Source organism: Kribbella sp. CA-245084 (assembly GCF_050942355.1).
GTDB lineage: Bacteria > Actinomycetota > Actinomycetes > Propionibacteriales > Kribbellaceae > Kribbella.
In genome coordinates this window covers 4661230-4681589 of record NZ_CP192053.1, presented here as the reverse complement: position 1 = coordinate 4681589, position 20360 = coordinate 4661230, and the positions used below count along the sequence as shown (strand labels likewise).

The following is a 20360-nucleotide window of genomic DNA, read 5'->3' as shown; positions in this document are numbered from 1 at the left end:
TCGGGCGCTGGAGGCCGCTGTCCGTCAGATGACGGTGTCGCTGGGGATCGGAGGGGGCACCATGAGCGGATCCACGGGCTTCGACTATCAGGTCGTGAGCCCCGCAGAGTTGCGGCGCCGTGCTGTCGAGGCTGCTACAGCCAGGGTGATGGCAAGACAGGCCTCTGTACGGGTGGCGCGGGCCTCCGTCGGAAAGACCGTCGCGGCACAAGTGCGGGCCACTCAGATCAGCAAACGGGATGTCGCCGATCTCGACCGACTGCGGGGACTTGAAATCGCTCTCGCAGCCGAAGAGCAGGCGCTATCGGTCGCCGCCGCGCAGGCACGGACAGATCAGGCCCGCCGGACCCTCGCGACGGAGATCGAAGCGCTCCAGGTCGCGCTGCCGAAGATCAGGTTCCGCGGCACAGCTCGCGAGAGGTCGCGAGGGCAGGTTCGTTCCGAAGCCTCGGAGCGGTTGGCGGCTCGTGTCGAGGCCGTGCTCGACCTGGCACTCGGCCTCGACGAGTCGGTTCGTGCCGACCTCCAGAAACTCGCGGCCGTGGTCACCGACGACGCGTCCGGGCCAGCCAAGGCACAGAGCTTCCTCACCGAGCTCGAGACCAGGATCAGTCAGGCAGTGAAGCGTCAGCGCGCGGAGGAGCGTCGGCAGCAGCGGACCCGAGAGCTCAAGTACCAGTACGCCGTACTGCTCGACGCTGCGACAGCTGAGGGCGATGAGGCACGAGCGATCGTTGCCCGCCTGCCTGGCGGCGACGTCGAGGCCGCGGCACGCGAACTCCAGGAAGTCGATCTCAGACGTGTGAAGGCCGCCGACCGGCGCTTCGCGCTCGACCAGGCGACGGCCGTGCTTCGAGAGATGGGATACGCCGTCGATGTCGAACCGGCCGGTGGGACGACGATCGCCACAGCGTCGGGTCCCGATTGGCCGAGACATGGCCTGAAGTTGGTCTTCCCGGCCGACACCGACGGCATGCGCACGATTCCCGTCGCGTTCGAGGACAGTGACGAGCGGGACGACCTCGCCTTCGAGACCTCGTCGTGCGATGCGGTCGACGAGCTGCGCGACGGGCTGCAGAGTCGCGGTGTACCGACAGAGCTGATCTACCGCACACCGCCCGGGGAGTTGCCGGTCCGCCGTCATGCCCGGCAGACGGCAGCCGTGACAAGTCCGAAGGTGCGGAGGCTGCAGCGATGAGTCCACGGCAACTGGACAACCACCCGGCCTGGTTGCAGGAGATCGACTCCTCACTGACCGTCACACCGGCGTACGTCCTTCACGGGAACCTCCGGGATCGCTACTTGGTGCCTGGTACGGATGGGAAATGGATGCCGCTGGATCTCCACCAGGCGCTGTGGGACACGCTGCGACGCAGTGGCTATGCGGCCATCGTTCGGCACACACCGGTGGGTGTTCAGGTCGTACCGAACGACCCGGCCGCTCGCCGGTTGGTGGCCCAGGTGACTGGCCTGAACAGCGAGCCGAATGGTAGGCCGGTCGGGCCGGATCAATTGACGGCGATCCTGCGTGCGCTGATGTCCTGCCGCGACGTGCGCCTCGCCCTGACCATCGACTACGTGTCCCAGTGGCGCCCAGCCGGCACGCCTCCGACCGACGCGGAGCACGCCTTCATGCAGGCTGCGCTCGCCGCCATCCACGACGCGCTCCCCATCGTGACGGGAAATCAGCGGACGAGCGGGCTCTTCAACCCCTTCCTGTGGTTGGTGGATCGCCCCGCCGACCTGCCGCCCTGGCTGACTGGAGGGTCTGAGGGCATCCGGCAGATCTCGGTTCCGCAGCCGGACCTGGGAGCCCGCCTCCGGTTGGCCAGAAATCTGGTCATCTCGATGCCTGGTGGAGGTCGGATGTCCGCCCCGGCACTCGAGGACGCTGCCGCCCGCTTCGCGGAGCGATCGGCCGGGATGTCGCTGCACGCGATGATCGCGACGACCCAGCTGGCCTTGGACCAGAGCCTCGGGCCAGAGCGGATCGACGACGCGGTCCGCGCGTACCGGATCGGAATGACGGAGAACCCGTGGGCAGACCAGGACTTGCGTGAACGGATCCGGAATGGCGAGAAGCTGCTGGCCGAGGAGGTCAAGGGGCAGCGCCGCGCGGTCCGGCATGCGCTGGACATCCTGATCAGGTCGAACACCGGAATGACCGGCGCTGAGCGCGGCGGTGGTGCGACCGGTCCGCGCGGAATCCTGTTCTTCGCAGGCCCGACCGGCGTCGGCAAGACCGAGCTCGCGAAGCGCATCACGCATCTCGTCTTCGGCGACCAGGACGCATACGTCCGGTTCGACATGTCAGAGTTCTCCGCCGATCACTCGGAGGCGAGACTGATCGGATCGCCGCCGGGCTACGAAGGCCACGGCGAGGGCGGTGAGCTGACGAATGCTGTCCGCCAGCAGCCGTTCTGCGTAGTGCTGTTCGACGAGGTCGAGAAGGCCCATCCACGGATCCTGGACAAATTCCTGCAGATCCTCTCCGACGGCCGGCTGACCGACGGCAGCGGCGACACCGTGCACTTCGGCGAGGCGATCATCGTCTTCACTTCGAACCTCGGCGTGCCGGAACTGGTGCCGGGAGAACCGGTCCTGGTCGGCGCCGAGCTCGAGTCGGCCGTGAAGAAGGCGATCGAGCACGAGTTCACGGTCACCATCCACCGGCCGGAGCTCCTCGGCCGGATCGGCGACAACATCGTGGTCTTCGACTACATCGATCCGGAGACCGCCGTCGAGCTGGCGGACGAGTTCATCGGCAATGTGATCGAGCGCGTGGCTGAGCAGCACGGTCTGGCACTGACCCTCTCCGACGAGGTACGGCGGGATGTCGTCGAGCTGGCCGTCGCGGACCTGTCCAAGGGCGGCCGGGGAATCGGCAGGGCCGTCGAATCCACCTTGGTCAACCCGCTGGCTCGAGCACTGTTCGATCTGCCGCCGGGTAGGACGGCGGCCATCGTGAAGTCGCTGGCCAGGGAGGAGGGCGGATGGTTCACAGCGGAGCTGGTCTGAGCCTGCGGATCGCCAGGATTCTCGCCCCGGTCACGGTTCTGGGCCCCGGCCGGCGGGTCGCCCTGTGGGTCCAGGGCTGCGAGATCGGATGCGCCGGGTGTGCCTCCGTGGACACCTGGGATCCGGCAGGCGGCTTCGCGCTTCCAGCCGACGAGGTCGCTGAACGCCTGGCCGAACAGATTCGGGACGGCGAACTGGATGGCCTGACGATCACCGGCGGTGAGCCGACAAGTCAGCCGCATGCCCTGGCTGAACTTGTCTCACAGGTCCGTGAGCGGCTCGACCCGACCCCGGTGGAAGTGCTGGTGTTTACGGGTCGTACGTACCAGGCCGCTGCGCGGGCGGCGCCTGGACTCGTCGCCCAGGCTGACTGCATCGTCGCGGGGCCCTTTCGGCGTGATCTTCCCGCGGCCGGCCGATTGCTGGCCTCCAGCAACCAAACGGTGACCTACCGATCGCCCGCCGTACGCGCGTATTACGAGGCCTGGCAGGCGGCTGAAGGAGCCCAACTCGAGGTTGCCGTTGACCAGGGGTCGGTGTTCCTGGTCGGACTTCCGGCGCGAGGAGACCTGGACAACTTCGCGAACGGCCTTGAACGGCGAGGACTCAATCTTGCGGGGGTGTCATGGCGACCGTGACGTGCCGTGTCTGCGGAACGGGCGGGCTCGACGCGAGCCTGATCATCTGTCCGGTCTGCATCACGAACTTGACCGGCGCGACGCCCGAACCGCTCGGGCGCCCTGAGGTGGTGCCAGAGGCTCTCAGTGCGGCCCAGACAGGGATCTGCCCGCGCGAGTGGTGTGCGGAGCCTTACGGAGCCGGCGTGAGGGTCTGCCCACGGTGCACGCAGCCGGTTCCGCTGCTGCCTCTGGGTGGCGCAGCTCCCGTATGGATCTCCACGGTTCGATTGCTGCTCCCCGACGGCGACTCCGTCGGGGTCAGGCCGGGCGCGATCGTGGTCATAGGACGAGAGAGCCCGGATGCTCGGATCGCCGGCAACCTGGCGCAGTACGACGGCGTGTCGCGACGTCACGCCCAACTGGCGGTCGAGGACACCGGCGTGACGTTGGTCGACATCGGCTCGACCAACGGTACGAGGGTGGACGGTCTGCCGGTGTCCCGCGTACCGCTCACGTTGGGGCCCGGTGAGCACCAGGTGCACCTCGGGAAGACGGCCGTCGTGGTGATCGACGTGGTCGCGGGAGGTCAGGCATGACGATCCTGCGGGTCGCAGCTCGGACCGACGTCGGACGGGTGCGGACGGAGAATCAGGACTGCCTGCTGCTGGACGGCTGGGTGTCTGCGCGGGACGTGAGACGGGCCGACGGCGTCAACCTGAAGCCCGGAGAACCGCCGTACGTCGTTGCCGTTTGCGACGGCATGGGCGGACACGCGGGCGGCTCGGTGGCATCTCGTCTGGCGGCGGCGACCTTGGCGTCGTGCCACTGGCCGGACGTCGAGGCAAAGACGATCACCGAGCGTGTCGAGGCGGCCGCCCGTGCGGTCCGAACCGTGTCGGACGACGTCCATGGGCTGCGCGGCCTCGGTTCGACGGTCGCCGGGGTGGCGGTGACGGCGACGCAGTTCAGCGTGTTCAGCGTCGGGGACAGCGCGGTGTTCCGGATCGCCGAAGGTTCCGTAGGCGAACTCACCATGCCGGACCGGCGGCCGGACCCGCATCGCGAGGGTGCGACGGTCCTGACGCAGAGCTTGTCGATGTTCACGGCCAGCCCGGATCCCGCGGTCACGACGTACCGGATCGCCCGTCCCGTTCGGCTACTGATCTGCAGCGACGGTCTCACTGATGTCGTCGATGCGGACGAGTTGCGCTCACTCCTCGGTGGACCGATCGGTCGGCCGGGCGAGGCGGAGAAGGCGGTGACCGCGCTGATCGGGGCGGCGCTGAAACGCCGTGCGCCGGACAACGTGTCGGTGATAATCCTCGATCTTGTCCCGACCGAGGCGACGGGGACGGGCCGATGACCGCGGAAATCGTCCTCGCGTTGCTCTGGATGCTCGGCATCATGGCCTGGGTCATCAGAGGCTCCCGGCCCCTGCGCGGCGGCCAGGAGCTCCATGCCCGGACGTGGTCGTTCCTGCGCAGGTACGAGGACAGATCGTTGTGGCCGTCCCTGATTCTCGGCGCACTCGCTCTAGGCACGCTCTTCGACGACGGAAGGCTCGGGAACTCCGTCTTCGTTGCCGGCGTAGTCCTCGGACTCTTTTGTGGCTGGCTGTGGCGGCCCGACACGGTCGGGCTGGTGGACAGCGGACTCGCCTTCATCTGCGCTATGGCGACCTTATCGACGATCGCCGAGTTTGCCGACGGACCGCCGGGCACCATCGGCTACCGGTATCTCATGCTGGGCTTGCTGTCCGCGTGCTATCTGTTCGGTGCGTTGCGGGGAGGGCATTCGAGGCTGATCTCGGCGCGCCGGTTCCAGGTGTACTTCGCCATCGTTGACATCGTCGCGTTCATGGCGAGTCCGGGTGGTGCGGACCTGCGCGACGTCGAGCTGTGGCGACAGTTCACGTACCTGGGTGTCACATGTGTGGCATGTTTCCTCCTCGGCCTGTTCGACGTGGACATCGTGGTCGTTCTGATGGCCGCCGCCGTCACCGTCACGGACGTTGCCCTGACCGTGAACGAGTCGTGGAACAAGCCGCTCGTCGCGATGCTGGCCCTGGTCGTCGCCGGGTTCGTCCGGCTCCGGAAATCTTCTACCAGTGGGGTGTCCCGATGACCGAACCGCGTGCGACCCGGCACGAGCCCGAGCACCTCGATGCGCCGGCCACCCGACACGAAGGGGTGGGCCACCCGCCGGCGACGACCCACGAGGGTGCCGGCCACGTCCCGGCGACTGCTCATGAGTTCGTCAGCGGTGCTCCCCCCACCAGGCACGAGTCGGACGGCGGCCAGCCGGTCCGGCCGGCGTCGCGCCGCCGGCTCCTGGCGCCACCGGCTGTCGAGGAGCGGTACGAGTACGTGCGCGAACTCTCGTCGGGCGGCGCGCAGGCGGACGTCGTACTGTTCCGGGACCGCGCCGACGGCACCGAAGTCGCGATCAAGATCTACCGGCCGGATGCGTCGAAGGTCCTCGACCGGGACGCGATCGAGCCGTTGACGGGAGCCGACGACGACCACGTGCTGCGGTTCAGACTCGAATCGGACGAATTCCAGATCTGGGAGGTTCAGGAGTTCTTCCCGCTCGGCAGCCTGGAGGATGTCGTCAACCGTCGGGGCGGAGGGGCACAGTCGTCCGGCTTCGTGCTCGATGTCGTACGTGAGGTCGGCCAGGCGCTCGATCACGTGCACTCGCTGGGTGTGTGCCACCGTGACCTCAAGCCGCAGAACATCTTGGTCCGCACCGAGGCCCCGCTGGACTGCGTGCTGGCTGACTTCGGTCTGGCGCGAATCGGGGTGCTGTCCAATGCGATCGGCTCGATCGCCGGCACCTACATCTACACCTCGCCGGAGGGCAGCGTCGGCAAGGGCAACAAGGCGAACGACTGGTGGGGTCTCGGTGTCATTGCCCACGAGCTTCTGACCGGTCGCCATCTCCATGCGACTCCGGGTGGAGACGGTGTATTGAGCGAGCTCCGGGTGCGGGCCGCGTACATGGACCAGTCCTGGTCGTACGACGATGTCACGGACGTGCGCTGGAGGCTCCTGCTCGACGGGCTCCTCTCCCCGGCCGACGGGCGTTGGTCGTGGGCGCAGGTGGACGAGTGGCTGGCCGGTGGCTCGCCCCCGATCACGACGCACTGGCCGAACAGGGTCCCGACCAGTCAGCGGCGCGCCCGCAAGGCCTACCACTTCGCCGGCGCCGAGTGCACAGAGCCCGAGCAATTGGCCCGGGCGATCCGGAAGAACTTCATGATCGCGCGCGACCATCTCGCCGGAGTCCGGGTGTCGGACCTGCGCTCGTGGCTGCATGAGACGTCGGTCGGCGACGGTGCTGACGACATCCTCGATGCGGTCCGGTCCGGGCAGACATCGCCGGGCCGGGCGGCGGTCGAGCTCCAATTGCTGCTCGACCCGGAGCACGAACCCTCGTTCCGGGGCCGCGAGCTGTCGACATCAGGTCTCACCGAGGCGATCCGGGTCGCCAAGACCGGTGACAACGCAGCAGTCGAGTGGGTCCGCGAGATGCGAGGTTCGTCGGTGCTGTCGGTGGTCGGCCACCATGCCGAAGAGCCGCTGTTGTCCCGGGCGGACGAGCTGCTGACGATGTGGTGGCGCAGCATCGATAGTGGACTCCTGCAGACCGGACTCTGGGCCACCACGGACGTCGCCGAATTTGTGCAGAACGCCGTACCGGCGCTGGAAGGGACGCTGCTGGAGGCGGCGCTCACCGAGAAGGCGAGACATCGGATCTGGGACCGGGCGCGGGAGTTGCTCGGCAAGGCACCCAAGGCGGAGCACTCGCGGACGCAATACTTGAAGGCGCTGCTGCCCGCCAAGCTCAATGTGGAAGTGCTCGTGGAGGCCGCCTGCGTTTCGCTCGTGTTCCCGGCGTGGTTCGAACGGATCGCAGCGAAGAAGCGGGAGAACGAGGCCCGTGCCGAGCAATTGCGCGTGGAGGAACGGCGGCGGCAAGGCGAAGCCGAGCGTGAGGCCAGGCAGGCTCAGAAGGACAGAGACCGCCAGGGCCGCGACTCAGTGGCCCAGAGGCGGAAGCGTGCCGACTTCACCGCCGTCGGGCTCGGGTTCGGCGCCTGTGTAACGGTCCTCGTGCCCTGGCTCATCGGTCGCTATCTGCTCCGCGGCGACTGGCCGCGTAGGGACCTGGCGGACGTCTTCGATGTCGACGCCAGGCGCACCGGTGCCTACTTCCTGACTGACTGGGCCACCGGCTGCCTGGTGGTGGCTGTTCTGGTGGCCGCGTTCATCCTGCTTCGACCGTGGCGGCAGCGAGTCGGGATGGTTGTCGCCGCCGCGCTTGGTGTGGGTGCCGCCTGGTATTGGGGCGTGCCGTATGTGCAGCAGGAGTGGAACAAGCAGGAACGTGTGACCGCGGAGCTTCTGAAGACGACGCCGTATCCGTTCGACGACAAGTACTACAGTTGCGGCTCGGCCACCACGACGATCGAGCGGGTCAACGCTGCCGGTTACATCGAGGTCAAGGCCTACTCGCTCTTCACCGCCCGGACCAAGGGGAGTACGTCGGACGCGTGCAATCTGATCGAGTTCTATGACGGCTGGCGACGGGTGAAAACCTTCAACCTCCGAGCACCGCAGTACGTGCCGAACGCCGGCGGGTTCTCGAGTTCGGTCAACGTCACGCAGAACACGAGTCTCGCGAAGACGGTCTTCACGGTGGAGACGAGATCGAAGAAGCTCACGTACAAGCTCTCCGACCTCACTCGCTGAGACGAGCGACGATGTCCCGCAGGCCGTTGGTGACGTCGTTGGGCAGGTTGAGGAGCAGGCCGCGGTGTACGCCGTACCAGGGGGAGAGGCGGGCCCAGTCTGCGGCGCGGTCGATCTCGTCAGGGGTCGGTTGGTACACCTCGATCAGGCCGGTCCGGAGTGGGGCTGGTGCGCCGTTGAGGGGCCAGCAGAGGTCCAGTGCGGGGTCGCCGATGACCGAGTCGGTCCAGTCGATGATGCCGGTGATCTGGCCGTCGGTCATGAGGATGTGATCGGGGCCCAGATCGCAGTGGATCAATGACGTGCGGACGCGGGCCACGCGGTCGAGCAACTCCAGTGCGGGAGCCCGGACCTCTGTGGGCAGCAGGGGCACGATCTGCGTCTTGCAGTCCTCCAGGAAGCTCGCCTTCTCGGCATCCGCTGTGGCGGCGTCCAGGGCGCCGCGGGCGACCGCTTCGACCGGGTCAACAGCGTGCAGGGCCTTCAGGAAGGCGCCTAGCTCGCGGCCTGTCGCCGTACCGCCGTCGGTGAAGGGTGAGCCGGGCAGCATCAAGTGCCGTACGCCGTTGTCGGTCAGCTCAGGCATTGGGATCGCCAGGGGCAGCTGCGGAGCGAGCCAGGGGAGGAGCGTGGCCTCAGCCAGCAGGCGCGGCCGTACTGCGGGCCGTCGTGGGGAGCGGTGGATCCACGGACCCTCGATCCACGCGTCGCTGTCCCAGCCCTGGTCGATGGTTGCGAGACTCCGGACGAACGCACCGAGCAGGCCGACGGCGTCCGGCATGAACGCCCACGACGGGTCGTCCAGCTTGGCGGCGAGCTCGGCGGGGGACATCCACGCACCCCACTCGACCTCTTCCGGCTGGTGACGCACCGGGCCGTCCCAGACGCACGTATACAGGTACGCGTGGTACTGCGTGTGGTCGTCGGCGTAGTCGCCCTCCGGCAACCGGGTCAGCTCGACACCCGCGATCCCGAGCTCCTCCTCCAGCTCCCGTACGACGGCGTGGAACGGATCCTCACCGGCCGCGACGACCCCGCCGGCGGAGAAGTCGTACCGGCTCGGGTAGAGGTCCTTGATCGGCGTACGGCGGTGCACGTAGATCTCACCGGCCGTATTCCGGACGACTACGCCGGTGGCGGAGTGGCGTAGGTTGTCGCGCCGCATCACGGATCGTGGCGCCGCCCCGGTGACACGGTTGTCTTCGTCCAGGATCGCCACCATTTCGTCCACGGGCGCAGTCTCACACGTAACCCTGTGGACACAGCAACACCTTTAGTCGCCCTTACCGCGTAGGCTCGTTCGCATGAGTGTTCGGCGGATCATGGGTACCGAGACCGAGTTCGGGATCTCGGTGCCGGGCCAGCCCGGGGCCAACCCGATGCTGACCTCGAGCCAGGTGGTGAACGGCTACGCGCAGACGCAGCCGCTCGCGCGCAAGACGCGATGGGACTTCGACGAGGAGCACCCGCTGCGCGACGCGCGAGGTTTCGACCTGAGCCGGGAGGTGGCGGACTCCAGCCAGCTCACCGACGAGGAGACCGGCCTGGCGAACGTGATCCTCACCAACGGCGCGAGGTTGTACGTCGACCACGCCCACCCGGAGTACTCCGCTCCGGAGACCACGAACCCGCGGGACGCGGTGGTCTGGGACAAGGCCGGCGAGCTGGTGATCATGGAGGGCGCGCGCCAGGCCCGGCTGATCCCCGGCGCTCCCCAGCTGAACTTGTACAAGAACAACACCGACAACAAGGGCGCGTCGTACGGCTCGCACGAGAACTACCTGATGCGCCGGTCCACGCCGTTCGCGTCGATCGTGCGGCATCTGACGCCGTTCTTCGTGAGCCGTCAGGTGGTCACCGGCGCAGGCCGGGTCGGCATCGGCCAGGACGGTGCGACGCACGGCTTCCAGATCAGCCAGCGGGCCGACTACTTCGAGGTCGAGGTCGGCCTGGAGACGACGCTGAAGCGCCCGATCATCAACACCCGCGACGAGCCGCACGCGAATCCGGATCGTTACCGCCGGCTGCACGTGATCATCGGCGACGCGAACCTGTCCGAGATCTCGACGTACCTGAAGGTCGGTACGACGTCGCTCGTGCTCGCGATGATCGAGGACGGTTGGCTCACCGACGACCTGGGTGTCGACCGTCCGGTGTCCGCGCTGCACGAGGTCAGCCACGACCCGTCCTGCACGCATCTGCTCACGCTGAAGGACGGCCGCAAGATCACCGCCGTCCAGCTGCAGGCGGAATACCTGGAGCAGGCCCGCAAGTACGTCGAGGACAAGTACGGCGACGACGCGGACCGGCAGACCAAGGACATCCTGCACCGGTGGGAGCAGCTCCTCGACCAGCTCGCGATCGACCCGATGAAGCTGTCCGACCAGCTCGACTGGGTCGCGAAGTACAAACTGCTCCAGCAGTACCGCGACCGCGACGGCCTGGAGTGGGACGACCCGAAGCTGCACCTGATCGACCTGCAGTACGCCGATCTCCGCCCGGACAAGGGCCTGTATTACAGGTTGGTGAAATCCGACCGGATGCAGCGGATCGTCACCGACGAGGAGATCCGGATGGCGGTCGCGCACCCGCCGACCGACACCCGGGCGTACTTCCGCGGCCGCTGCATGCAGCAGTACGCGCCGCAGGTCGCGGCCGCCTCCTGGGACTCGGTGATCTTCGATCTGCCCGGTAAGGAGTCACTGCAACGGATCCCGACTCTGGATCCGTTGCGGGGTACGAAAGCGCACGTCGGAGCACTTCTTGACCAATGCGACACCGCCAGTGACCTGGTTCGCACCATTACTGGGGGCGCCGCCGGGTAGGGTCGCTATAGAGAGGTCGGTTGGGCGACCTCTCCAGCGGTTCTAGGAGGTGTGTGTCATGGCGAAAGACGGCGGGCAGCAGCACAAGCAGCCCAAGCGTTCGTCGACCGAGGAAGAGGTCGAGCAGGTCGAGGCGTCGGAGGACGTCCAGGAGCGCAAAGAGCGACTCGACGAGGACGTCGATTCGATCCTGGACGAGATCGACGAGGTGCTCGAGGAGAACGCCGAGGAGTTCGTCCGCGGATTCGTGCAAAAGGGTGGGGAGTGAACCGCTCGATGACTTCTGATGCCTCCGGCCGGTTGCCGGAAGCCTTCCTGACCCCAGGTGGCTCGTCGTTCATGGACTTCCTGGCCGGGCACGCGCCCGACCTGTTGCCGGGACGACGGGCCCTGGGTTCGGGTGACCTGTCCAGCGAAGTCCCGCACGGTACGACGATCGTCGCGGCCACCTTCCCCGGTGGCGTGATCATGGCCGGCGACCGGCGGGCCACGATGGGCAACATCATCGCCCAGCGTGACATCGAGAAGGTGTTCCCGGCCGACGAGTATTCGGCGGTCGCGTTCGCCGGCTCGGCCGGTTTCGGGATCGAGATGGTCCGGTTGTTCCAGGTCGAACTGGAGCACTACGAGAAGCTCGAGGGTGCGACGCTCAGCCTCGACGGCAAGGCCAACCGGCTCAGCGCGCTGATCCGCGGCAACCTGCCGATGGCGATGCAGGGCCTGACCGTGGTGCCGCTGTTCGCGGGGTACGACCACGACATCAACGGCGGCCGGATCTTCTCCTACGACCCGACCGGCGGGCGGTACGAGGAGACCCACTTCTACAGCGTCGGCTCGGGCTCGTTGTTCGCCCGCGGCGCGCTGAAGAAGCTGTACCGCGAGGACCTGTCCGAGACCGACTGCGTGACGGTGATGATCCAGTCGCTGATCGACGCGGCCGACGACGACTCGGCGACCGGCGGCCCGGACATGCTCCGGCGGATCTTCCCGGTGGTCGGCGTGGTCACCGCGGACGGTTACCGGCGGCTGCCCGAGGACGAGGTGGCGGCGCTCGTCGACGCGGCCTGGAGCCAACGGCACCAGCGTCCCGACGGCCCTGCCGCGACGTCTCTGACCTGACCCCCGCCTTTCGACTGATAGAGGACGACACCTTCGATGAGCGTTCCGTTCTACGTCTCGCCCGAGCAGCTGATGCGGGACCGGGCCGACTTCGCCCGGAAGGGCATCGCCAAGGGCCGCAGCGCGATCGCGCTGCAATATGCCGACGGCATCCTGTTCGTGGCCGAGAACCGCTCGCCCGCGCTGCACAAGGTGGCCGAGATCTACGACCGGATGGCGTTCGCCGCCGTCGGCCGGTACAACGAGTTCGAGAACCTGCGGATCGCCGGCGTGCGGCTGGCCGACATGCGCGGGTACTCCTACGACCGGCGTGACGTCACCGGCCGGGCGCTGGCCAACGCGTACGCGCAGACGCTCGGCGCGATCTTCTCCTCCGGCGGCGAGAAGCCGCTCGAGGTCGAGATCCTGGTCGCCGAGATCGGCGCCGCTCCGTCCGACGACCAGGTCTACCGGCTCACCTACGACGGCTCGATCGCCGACGTGCAGGGGTACGCCGTGATGGGCGGCCCGGCCGACCAGGTCGCGGACTACATCGGCGAGCACTACTCCGAGGGCATCTCGCTCGCGGGTGCGCTCCGGCTCGCGGTGGATGCCCTGGGCCACGACGGCACCGAGGTCCGGCAGCTGACCCCGGACCAGCTCGAGGTGGCGGTCCTGGACCGGACCCGGACCCAGGTGCGCAAGTTCAAGCGGATCTCCGAGGCGACGCTGGCCAGCATCCTGTCCGAGTCCCGCCCCGCGGAGGAGGCCACCAAGCCGGCCGACGCGGAGGACAAGTCGGACACCGCGGAGACCAGCGCATCGGCCGAGGACGCGCCGATCGCCCCGCCGCCGGATGATGCACCGATCGCTCCGCCGGAAGATCCCGACGACAACCGTCCCCTGTGACGGACCAGCACGAGACCTCAGCCGTCACCGACACCGTGGCGGCTGAGTCGTCTCGGCCTGCCGACCCCGGTCCGTGGGAGCTGCTGGACGAGGAGCCCGGATTCCGGCGGTTCCTCACCGTGCGCCTGCGCCGGTACCGGATGCCCGACGGCCGCGAGGTCGAGTGGGACGTCCTCGGCCCCGAGATCGGCGTCACGTCCGGGGTCACCGTGCTGCCGCTGACCCCGGACGGACGGATCGTCACGATCCGGATGTTCCGGGCCGGCCCGGACGCGGTCGTCACGAACCTTCCGGGCGGCTTGGTGGAGCCCGGCGAGGAGGTGGCCGTCGCCGGTGCGCGCGAGCTCGAGGAGGAGACCGGCTACACCTGCGAGACGCTCGACGTCGTCGGCTGGCAGTGGTCCGGCGCGTCCTCGACGTTCCGCAAGTACGTCGCGATCGCGCGCGGCTGCCGCCCCGACGGTAAACAACAGCTCGACGAGACCGAGGACTGCGTCCCGGTCGAGCTGACCGTTGACGCGTTCCGTGCCGAGCTGCGTACTCCGGGTGCGATGACCGGAATCGATGCCGCCTATCTCGCGTTGGATCACGCAGGACTTCTTTGAGCGAACTGCGGAGGTATCCGATATGAGCAACTGGAACGCGAACGTCATCGACGAGTTCCGCGCGAACGAGGGCAGGGTCGGCGGCAACTTCGAGGGCGCGCCGATGGCGCTGCTGCACCACCGCGGCCGCCGGAGCGGCGAGGAGTACATCGCGCCGACGATGTACCTGGCCGACGAGAACGACCCGGCCGTCATCTACGTGTTCGCCAGCAAGGGCGGTGCTCCCACCAACCCGGACTGGTACCGCAACCTGATCGGCGCCGGCGAGGGCGTCGTCGAGGTCGGCACCGAGACGTACAAGGTGACAATCGGCGAGCTGACCGGCGACGAGCGCAACCGGATCTACGCCGAGCAGGCGCGGCGCTACCCGGGCTTCGGCGAGTACGAGGTCCGTACTGCCGGCATCCGGACCATCCCGGTCCTCAAGCTGACTCGGGCGTCTTGACGGGCAGGTCCACCCGCTGAATGGATAGGGGTGTGACCCCTGAGCCTCAGCAGACCAGCAGCCGTCCGGACGGGTTCGACCTTGGCGACACGGTCGGCCTGGTGCACGGACCGACCACCGATCCCGATGCCGAGCGGATCGTCCGCGACACCCTGACCCGGGCCGGCGTCGCCACGATCGTGGACGGCGAGGCCGCGGTGACGGTCCACCTCGGCGGCACCGGGCTCGACGTCGAACCGGCCGCGGGTCTGCCGGCCGAGGGGTACGTCGTTGCCGTCGGCGACCACCAGATCGTCCTCGACGGCGTTGACACCCGCGGCACGTACTACGCGGCGCTGACCCTCGACCAGCTTGTCCAGGGCAACCATGTCGGTCATGTGGATGGCGTCGAGATCCGCGACTGGCCGACGCTGACGTACCGCGGCTCGATCGAAGGCTTCTACGGCACGCCGTGGTCGCACGCGGACCGCCTCGACCACCTGGACTATCTCGGCGCGCACAAGATGAACACCTACCAGTACGCGCCCAAGGACGACGTCTACCACCGCGAGCAGTGGCGCGACCCGTACCCGGCCGACAAACTGGCCGAGCTCGGCGAGCTGATCGAGCGGGCGCAGCGCAACAAGGTCGACTTCACCTTCGCGCTCTCGCCCGGCCTGTCGATCGCGTACACCTCCGACGAGGACTTCCAGGCGCTGATCGCGAAGTTCGAGGCGCTGTACGCGCTCGGGGTCCGCGTGTTCAACGTCCCGCTCGACGACATCGAGTACGAGAAGTGGCACTCCGACGAGGACGCCACGAAGTACGGCACGGGCGGTGGCGCGGCCGGTGCGGCGCAGGCCGACCTGTGCAACCGCGTCCAGCGGGAGTGGATCGCGACCAAGCCCGACGTCGCTCCGCTGCAGATGGTCCCGACCGAGTACTACGACCTCGAAGAGACGCCGTACAAGCAGGCGTTGCGCGAGCAGCTCGATCCGGCCGTGATCGTGCACTGGACCGGTACTGCGGTCGTCCCCGAGCGGATCACGAGCGCACAAGCGGCCGCGGCGAAGGCAGTGTTCGGGCACGACATCCTGATCTGGGACAACTACCCCGTCAACGACTACGCCCACGGCCGGATCCTGCTCGCGGCGTACACGGGCCGCGAGCCCGGCCTCGCCGAGCACGTCGTCGGCGTGATCTCGAACCCGATGAACCAGGCCGCGGCCAGCAAGCTCGCGCTGTACTCGTTCGCCGAGTTCGGCTGGAAACCCGCGACGTACGACGCCGACGCGTCCTGGCATCGCGCGATCGCCGAGCGCGCCGGGGGAGACGCGGCCACGATCGCGGCGCTGGAGGTGTTCGCGGACCTCACGACGTACGACGGGAAGCTGCATCTGATCAACGCGCCGGTGCTCGCCTCGAAGCTCGCGGCCTTCAAGGCGACCTGGGACGGCGGCGATCTGGCCGGCGCGATCGCCGACCTCGAGCCGTACCTGGAGGCGATCGAGAACGCGTCCGCCCAGATCCGCAGCGGCGTGATCGACCCGGAGTTCGAAGCCGAGACGGACGCCTGGCTGGACGCGTCGTTCTACTGGGGCGGCGCGTTGCGGCAGGCGCTGCGCGTGTTCGAGGCGCAGGCGGAGGGCAACGCCTCGGACGTTGCGACCGCCCGCGACGAGATCGAGCACCTGATCACGCAGGCCGACGAGATCCGTGACGTCCGCCTCCCGCACAGCAAGGTCCCGCTCCGGATCGGCGACGGGGTGGCCGACAGGTTCATCGGCGAGGCGGGGTGGTCGGGCAGCCCGGTATCCTAAGGGCGGACCGCGACTGGCGCTGAGGTGGACGACCACCGGGGAACGGTCTGCCATCCGGCTTTCGCCGCGCGCCTGGGCACCCTTTGACGAGGAGGAGTGCGCAGATGACTGCTGAGTTGATGATCGGGACCGACCTCGCCGCCGCGATGGTGGCCAAGGCGGCGGAGCGTGCCGCCGCGCTGCAGGAGCAGTACGGCGTCCAGCCGTGTCTGGCGACCGTGCTGGTCGGTGACGATCCGGCGTCCGCGACGTACGTGCGGATGAAGCAGAACCGGTCGAAGAAGGCCGGGATCGCGTCGCGGAGCGTCGTACTGCCGGCCGAGACCAACACCGACGAACTGGTCGCGGAGATCCGGAAGCTGTCCGAGGACCCCGAGGTGCACGGGATCCTGCTGCAGCACCCGGTGCCGGCGCAGATCGACGAGCGGGCCGCGTTCGAGGCGATCGACCCGGGCAAGGACGTCGACGGCGTGACGATGCTGTCGTTCGCGGCGATGGCCTTCGGGGATCCCGGGTTCCGCTCGGCCACGCCGGGCGGGATCATGCGGCTGCTTGCGGCGTACGACGTACCACTCGAAGGCGCGCATGCGGTGGTGATCGGCCGCAGCCCGATCCTGGGCAAGCCGGCCGGGATGTTGCTGCTGGCATCGAACGCGACGGTGACCTACGCACACTCGCGGACCCGGGACCTGCCCGAGCTGGTCCGGACCGCGGATGTGGTGATCGCCGCGGTCGGCAAGGCGAACTTTGTCCGCGGCGACTGGTTGAAGCCGGGCGCCGTCGTGGTCGACGCGGGCTACAACGAGGGCAACGTCGGCGACGTGCACTTCGAAGAGGCGGCCGAGGTGGCCCGCCTGATCACGCCGGTCCCTGGCGGCGTCGGGCCGATGACGATCGCGCTCCTGCTCGAGCAGACGGTCGACGCCGCCGCTGCACAGCTGCGTTAGCGGTCGCACCCGCCGTCCTTGTCGGGGCGGGAGTGCGGCCGGGCGACGTCGTCGATGCCCTTGTAGGCGTACGGATCGGTCCCGGCGACCATCACGATGTCGCGGTAGTCGTGCTTGCCGACATGTACGTCGGCCGGCACGGTCTGCCACGGGAGCAGTGACTCGGCGCTCATGTAGTGATTCGCAAGGGCCCGGCGGAGTCCGTGCCGGCCGGTGTTCGGCAGTGATCGGTGCAGCAGGTACCCGTTGAAGATCACCGCCGAGCCCGCCGGAACCTCGACCGGGACGGCGTCGTCGTCGGAGTACGGGAAGTCGAACGCCTCGACCGTGCAGTCGAAGCGGAGGTCGTCCTGCTCGCGATCGGGATAGAGGACGCCGCGACGGTGCGAGCCGGGCAGCACCCACAGGCAGCCGTTCTCCACGGTGGCGTCGTCGAGCGCGATCCACGCTGCGGTGAGGGAGCGGTCCCGGGTCGGGATGAAGAACTCGTCCTGGTGCCACGCCTGCCCCGGCTTGCCCTCTGGCTTGATGAACAGCATTGACTGCATCGCCTTGACGTTGGGCCCGATCACAGCGGTCAGGGTCTCGACGACGCGCGGGGCATGCAGCGCTTTGAGAGCCGCGTCGGAGACTTTGTGCGGGTAGTGGATGCAGAGGTATTTGCGCAGGACATCCTCGGTGGATTCCGTGGCCGGAGCGCCTGTGACCCTGCCGAGGTCGCCTCGGCAGAGTTGCTCGGCCGCGGTGTGAAGCTCGGTGATCTGTTCGGGTGGCAAGGCTTGATCGAGGACGACGAAGCCGTCCCGCCGGAAGGACTCGACCAGCTCATCGGTGATCTCGGTGAAATGCATCCAGCCACCGTCGCAGAGCACGCAGAACCGGCCAATGTCGCGAACAAGCGCTTTACTATCTGTTCGTGACATCGCGACCACCGGTGATCAGCGTGAACTCGCTGGTGCAGATCGCGGACTACGCTCCCGGAGCGACGTACGGACCGCGCTGGCTGCCGAACTTCGAAATCCTCTGGATCCTCAACGGCTCCGCGCTGTGGCGGACCGAGGTGTACGACGACCTGGGCGTCCTGCAGGCCACGGTCGAGCACGAGCTGCGGCCGGGAACGGTGGCGCTCGCGAAGCGCAGCAATCGGGACGCTTATATCTGGGACTGTGATCGCGGGTCGCGGCATGCGTACGTGCATTTCCAGATCGAGGACTTCGGTGAGCTCGGCGATCCGGCGGGTTGGCCTTGGGTGCGGTCGATGTCGGATCCGGGCTTGCTCGAGGAGCTGTGCAGCTACTTGCTGGACGTGCCGACGCCTGACCGTGGCCATAGCGACCGGCTGGTGGCGACGATGCTCGAGGTCTTCGTCAGCGCTCCGGTCGGCTCGTCACACGAGGAGATGCCGGCTGCCGTCCGACGCCTCGTCGACCACGTCGCGACTGTGTGGGCGAGGAGCGGTCCCCGGATCGTCGCGGTCTCGCAGTTGGCCGCGGCGGCGAACCTGTCAGCGGGACACCTGCATCGACTGTTCCGGGCGCACTATGGGTGCGGACCGGCGTACGCACTGGATTTGATCCGACTGGCTCGCGCCGCGACCGCTCTCCAGCGGACCAACGCCACGATCGGGGAGATCGCGTCCGACTGCGGCTACAGCAACCCGTACCACTTCTCGCGCCGCTTCTCCCAGGCGTACGGCGACCCGCCGGGGACCTTCCGGCGCCGTCGACAGCTGTCCGATCCACTCGCACCGGTTCGCGAGGCCGGGCTGCTGCCGCTGGCCCGCCGCCTCCTCGACGCAGCTCAGGGTGAGCACGATCCGAGACGGCTGTCCACTCCTTGACTGCCCTGGCCTAGGGTTGGGGGAGACGAACACACGAAGCATGGAGGCGAGCACGTGGCGGTACGGGCGATCCGGGGTGCCACCCAGCTGGACGTGGACGAGCGCGAGCACCTGCTCGAGCGGTCCGCGGAGCTGGTGAAGGCGGTCCTGGAGGCGAACGATCTGGAGAACGAGGATCTGATCAGCATCCTGTTCACCGTCACGTCGGACCTGCGTTCGGAGTTCCCGGCCGTCGCGGGGCGTCAGATCGGGCTGACCGACGTACCGCTGATGTGCATGCAGGAGATCCCAGTGCCGCACGCGCTGCCTCGGGTGGTCCGGCTGATGGTGCACACCGAGACGCCGCGCTCCCGGGACAAGATCCAGCACGTCTACCTCCACGGCGCCGTAGCGCTCCGTCCGGACCTGACCGGCGCCCAGTGAGCGAACTGCGGGGTCCGGTCCGCATCGTCGGCACCGGCCTGATCGGTACGTCGATCGGCCTGGCGCTCGCCCGGCTGGGCGTGGTCGTCGAGCTCGTCGACGGGAATCCGGACAACGCGCTGATGGCCGAGCGGATCGGTGCGGGCTCGCGCATGGTCCAGATCGAGCCGCAGTTGGTCGTGGTCGCCGTACCGCCGGACCATGTCGGCGCGGTGATCGCGGAGCAGCTTCAGCAGACCGACGCAGTGGTGACGGATGCGGCCAGCGTGAAGTCCAAGCCGCTCGCCGACGCTCGCCGGTTGACCGGCGACCTCAGCCGGTACGTCGGCAGTCACCCGATGGCCGGCTCCGAGCGGAACGGCCCGCTCGCCGGACGAGCCGACCTGTTCGACGGCGCCACCTGGGCAATCACCCCGCACGAGACGAGCTCTCCCGATGCCGTCGACCTGGTACGCCGCCTTGCCGAAGCGGCCGGCGCTCGTACCGTCGAGATGTCGGTCGAGGACCACGACCTTGGCGTCGCCCGGGTGTCGCACCTGCCGCATCTGATGTCCGCTCTGGCTGCCGGGACGCTGGCCGACGCACCGTCGTCCCACCTCGAGCTGTCCGGCCAGGGCGTCCGCGACGTCACCCGGATCGCGGCCGGCGACCCCACGCTCTGGACCCAGATCGTGTCCGCGAACTCCGGTGCGCTGACCGGCCTGCTGGAGCAGATCCGCGGCGAGCTCGACCGCCTTCTAGTTGCCCTAGGCAAGGAAGAGGCCGGCGAGGAGCTGACCGCGATCCTCGGCCAGGGCGTCTCCGGCGCGGTCCGCGTGCCGGGCAAGCACGGTACGCCGCACATCGACCTGGTCACGGTCCTGGTGACGATCCCCGACCGCCCCGGACAGCTGGCCAAGCTGTTCGCCGACGCCGCCGAGTCCGGCGCCAACGTCGAGGACCTCCGCATCGACCACAGCCCCGGCCGCCCGGTCGGCGAGGTCGAACTCTCCGTCAAACCCGCCTCCGTGGACCAGTTGGTCGACGTACTCACGGACCGTGGCTGGGTGGTCCACCGGTAATTCTGTCCCCGTGCGA

General features: G+C 68.2%; 20 protein-coding genes and 1 riboswitch. Of the genes, 18 read left to right on the top strand and 2 right to left on the bottom strand.

Annotation, left to right across the window (positions count from 1 at the left end):
- The first annotated feature begins 61 nt into the window (after positions 1 to 61).
- The 7 genes from ACQPYH_RS22495 (at position 62) to ACQPYH_RS22465 (ending at position 8392) form a co-directional block, all read left to right on the top strand.
- Entirely contained in the window at positions 62 to 1198 is a 1137-nt protein-coding gene (locus tag ACQPYH_RS22495) for a hypothetical protein (protein WP_432874614.1), read from the top strand.
- Positions 1195 to 3018 carry an AAA family ATPase gene (locus tag ACQPYH_RS22490; RefSeq protein WP_432874611.1) on the top strand — a complete coding sequence of 608 codons (1824 nt, stop codon included), beginning with the start codon at positions 1195 to 1197 and terminating at the stop codon, positions 3016 to 3018. The genes ACQPYH_RS22495 and ACQPYH_RS22490 overlap by 4 nt, the downstream gene beginning before the upstream one ends.
- Complete coding sequence (locus ACQPYH_RS22485) at positions 2994 to 3656, top strand: 4Fe-4S single cluster domain-containing protein (protein ID WP_432874608.1); 663 nt, start codon at positions 2994 to 2996, stop codon at positions 3654 to 3656. The genes ACQPYH_RS22490 and ACQPYH_RS22485 overlap by 25 nt, the downstream gene beginning before the upstream one ends.
- Before the next feature lie 269 nt (positions 3657 to 3925).
- A complete protein-coding gene (locus ACQPYH_RS22480) occupies positions 3926 to 4234 on the top strand; it encodes an FHA domain-containing protein (RefSeq protein WP_432874606.1) in 309 nt (102 codons plus the stop codon).
- The gene (locus ACQPYH_RS22475; RefSeq protein WP_432874603.1) at positions 4231 to 5001 is read left to right on the top strand and encodes a PP2C family protein-serine/threonine phosphatase; all 771 of its coding nucleotides are present in this window, start codon (positions 4231 to 4233) and stop codon (positions 4999 to 5001) included. Before ACQPYH_RS22480 ends, ACQPYH_RS22475 begins: the two co-directional genes overlap by 4 nt.
- On the top strand, positions 4998 to 5762 hold the full coding sequence (locus tag ACQPYH_RS22470; protein ID WP_432874600.1) for a hypothetical protein: 765 nt from the start codon (positions 4998 to 5000) through the stop codon (positions 5760 to 5762). The genes ACQPYH_RS22475 and ACQPYH_RS22470 overlap by 4 nt, the downstream gene beginning before the upstream one ends.
- A complete protein-coding gene (locus tag ACQPYH_RS22465; RefSeq protein WP_432874597.1) occupies positions 5759 to 8392 on the top strand; it encodes a serine/threonine-protein kinase in 2634 nt (877 codons plus the stop codon). The genes ACQPYH_RS22470 and ACQPYH_RS22465 overlap by 4 nt, the downstream gene beginning before the upstream one ends.
- Here the strand turns inward: ACQPYH_RS22465 and ACQPYH_RS22460 are convergent.
- Positions 8382 to 9614, bottom strand: coding sequence for a phosphotransferase (locus ACQPYH_RS22460; protein ID WP_432894458.1), 1233 nt, complete (start codon positions 9612 to 9614; stop codon positions 8382 to 8384). The genes ACQPYH_RS22465 and ACQPYH_RS22460 overlap by 11 nt on opposite strands.
- Before the next feature lie 82 nt (positions 9615 to 9696).
- On the opposite strand from ACQPYH_RS22460, the gene dop reads away from it, so the two are divergent.
- From dop to ACQPYH_RS22420, 8 genes are all read left to right on the top strand, one after another.
- Positions 9697 to 11217, top strand: coding sequence for a depupylase/deamidase Dop (gene dop, locus ACQPYH_RS22455; RefSeq protein ID WP_432874594.1), 1521 nt, complete (start codon positions 9697 to 9699; stop codon positions 11215 to 11217).
- Between the two features lie 58 nt (positions 11218 to 11275).
- On the top strand, positions 11276 to 11485 hold the full coding sequence (locus tag ACQPYH_RS22450) for a ubiquitin-like protein Pup (RefSeq protein WP_130448384.1): 210 nt from the start codon (positions 11276 to 11278) through the stop codon (positions 11483 to 11485).
- Between the two features lie 8 nt (positions 11486 to 11493).
- The gene (gene prcB / locus ACQPYH_RS22445; protein ID WP_432874590.1) at positions 11494 to 12336 is read left to right on the top strand and encodes a proteasome subunit beta; all 843 of its coding nucleotides are present in this window, start codon (positions 11494 to 11496) and stop codon (positions 12334 to 12336) included.
- A 36-nt stretch (positions 12337 to 12372) separates the two neighbouring features.
- Positions 12373 to 13224, top strand: a complete 852-nt coding sequence (gene prcA / locus ACQPYH_RS22440) for a proteasome subunit alpha (RefSeq protein WP_432874587.1) — start codon at positions 12373 to 12375, stop codon at positions 13222 to 13224.
- Positions 13221 to 13829 (top strand): NUDIX hydrolase, encoded by a 609-nt coding sequence (locus ACQPYH_RS22435; RefSeq protein ID WP_432874584.1) that lies wholly within the window; start codon positions 13221 to 13223, stop codon positions 13827 to 13829. The genes prcA and ACQPYH_RS22435 overlap by 4 nt, the downstream gene beginning before the upstream one ends.
- Positions 13830 to 13851: 22 nt before the next feature.
- Positions 13852 to 14274, top strand: coding sequence for a nitroreductase family deazaflavin-dependent oxidoreductase (locus ACQPYH_RS22430; RefSeq protein ID WP_432874581.1), 423 nt, complete (start codon positions 13852 to 13854; stop codon positions 14272 to 14274).
- A 32-nt stretch (positions 14275 to 14306) separates the two neighbouring features.
- The gene (locus ACQPYH_RS22425; protein ID WP_432874578.1) at positions 14307 to 16073 is read left to right on the top strand and encodes a beta-N-acetylglucosaminidase domain-containing protein; all 1767 of its coding nucleotides are present in this window, start codon (positions 14307 to 14309) and stop codon (positions 16071 to 16073) included.
- Positions 16073 to 16158: riboswitch (ZMP/ZTP riboswitch) on the top strand. (Overlaps the previous gene by 1 nt.)
- 19 nt (positions 16159 to 16177) lie before the next feature.
- A complete protein-coding gene (locus ACQPYH_RS22420) occupies positions 16178 to 17020 on the top strand; it encodes a bifunctional 5,10-methylenetetrahydrofolate dehydrogenase/5,10-methenyltetrahydrofolate cyclohydrolase (RefSeq protein WP_432874575.1) in 843 nt (280 codons plus the stop codon).
- On the opposite strand, the gene ACQPYH_RS22415 is transcribed toward ACQPYH_RS22420, so the two are convergent.
- Positions 17017 to 17871 carry a phytanoyl-CoA dioxygenase family protein gene (locus ACQPYH_RS22415; RefSeq protein WP_432874573.1) on the bottom strand — a complete coding sequence of 285 codons (855 nt, stop codon included), beginning with the start codon at positions 17869 to 17871 and terminating at the stop codon, positions 17017 to 17019. The genes ACQPYH_RS22420 and ACQPYH_RS22415 overlap by 4 nt on opposite strands.
- A 65-nt stretch (positions 17872 to 17936) precedes the next feature.
- Here ACQPYH_RS22415 and ACQPYH_RS22410 point away from each other — a divergent pair, with 65 nt between their 5' ends.
- Genes ACQPYH_RS22410 through ACQPYH_RS22400 form a run of 3 tightly spaced genes read left to right on the top strand, consistent with a single transcriptional unit; the run spans position 17937 to position 20344 of the window.
- Positions 17937 to 18860, top strand: coding sequence for a helix-turn-helix domain-containing protein (locus ACQPYH_RS22410; RefSeq protein ID WP_432874571.1), 924 nt, complete (start codon positions 17937 to 17939; stop codon positions 18858 to 18860).
- A 54-nt stretch (positions 18861 to 18914) separates the two neighbouring features.
- Positions 18915 to 19283 carry a chorismate mutase gene (gene aroH / locus ACQPYH_RS22405; RefSeq protein WP_130385491.1) on the top strand — a complete coding sequence of 123 codons (369 nt, stop codon included), beginning with the start codon at positions 18915 to 18917 and terminating at the stop codon, positions 19281 to 19283.
- Positions 19280 to 20344, top strand: a complete 1065-nt coding sequence (locus tag ACQPYH_RS22400; protein ID WP_432874567.1) for a prephenate dehydrogenase — start codon at positions 19280 to 19282, stop codon at positions 20342 to 20344. Before aroH ends, ACQPYH_RS22400 begins: the two co-directional genes overlap by 4 nt.
- The last annotated feature ends 16 nt before the right edge of the window (positions 20345 to 20360 follow it).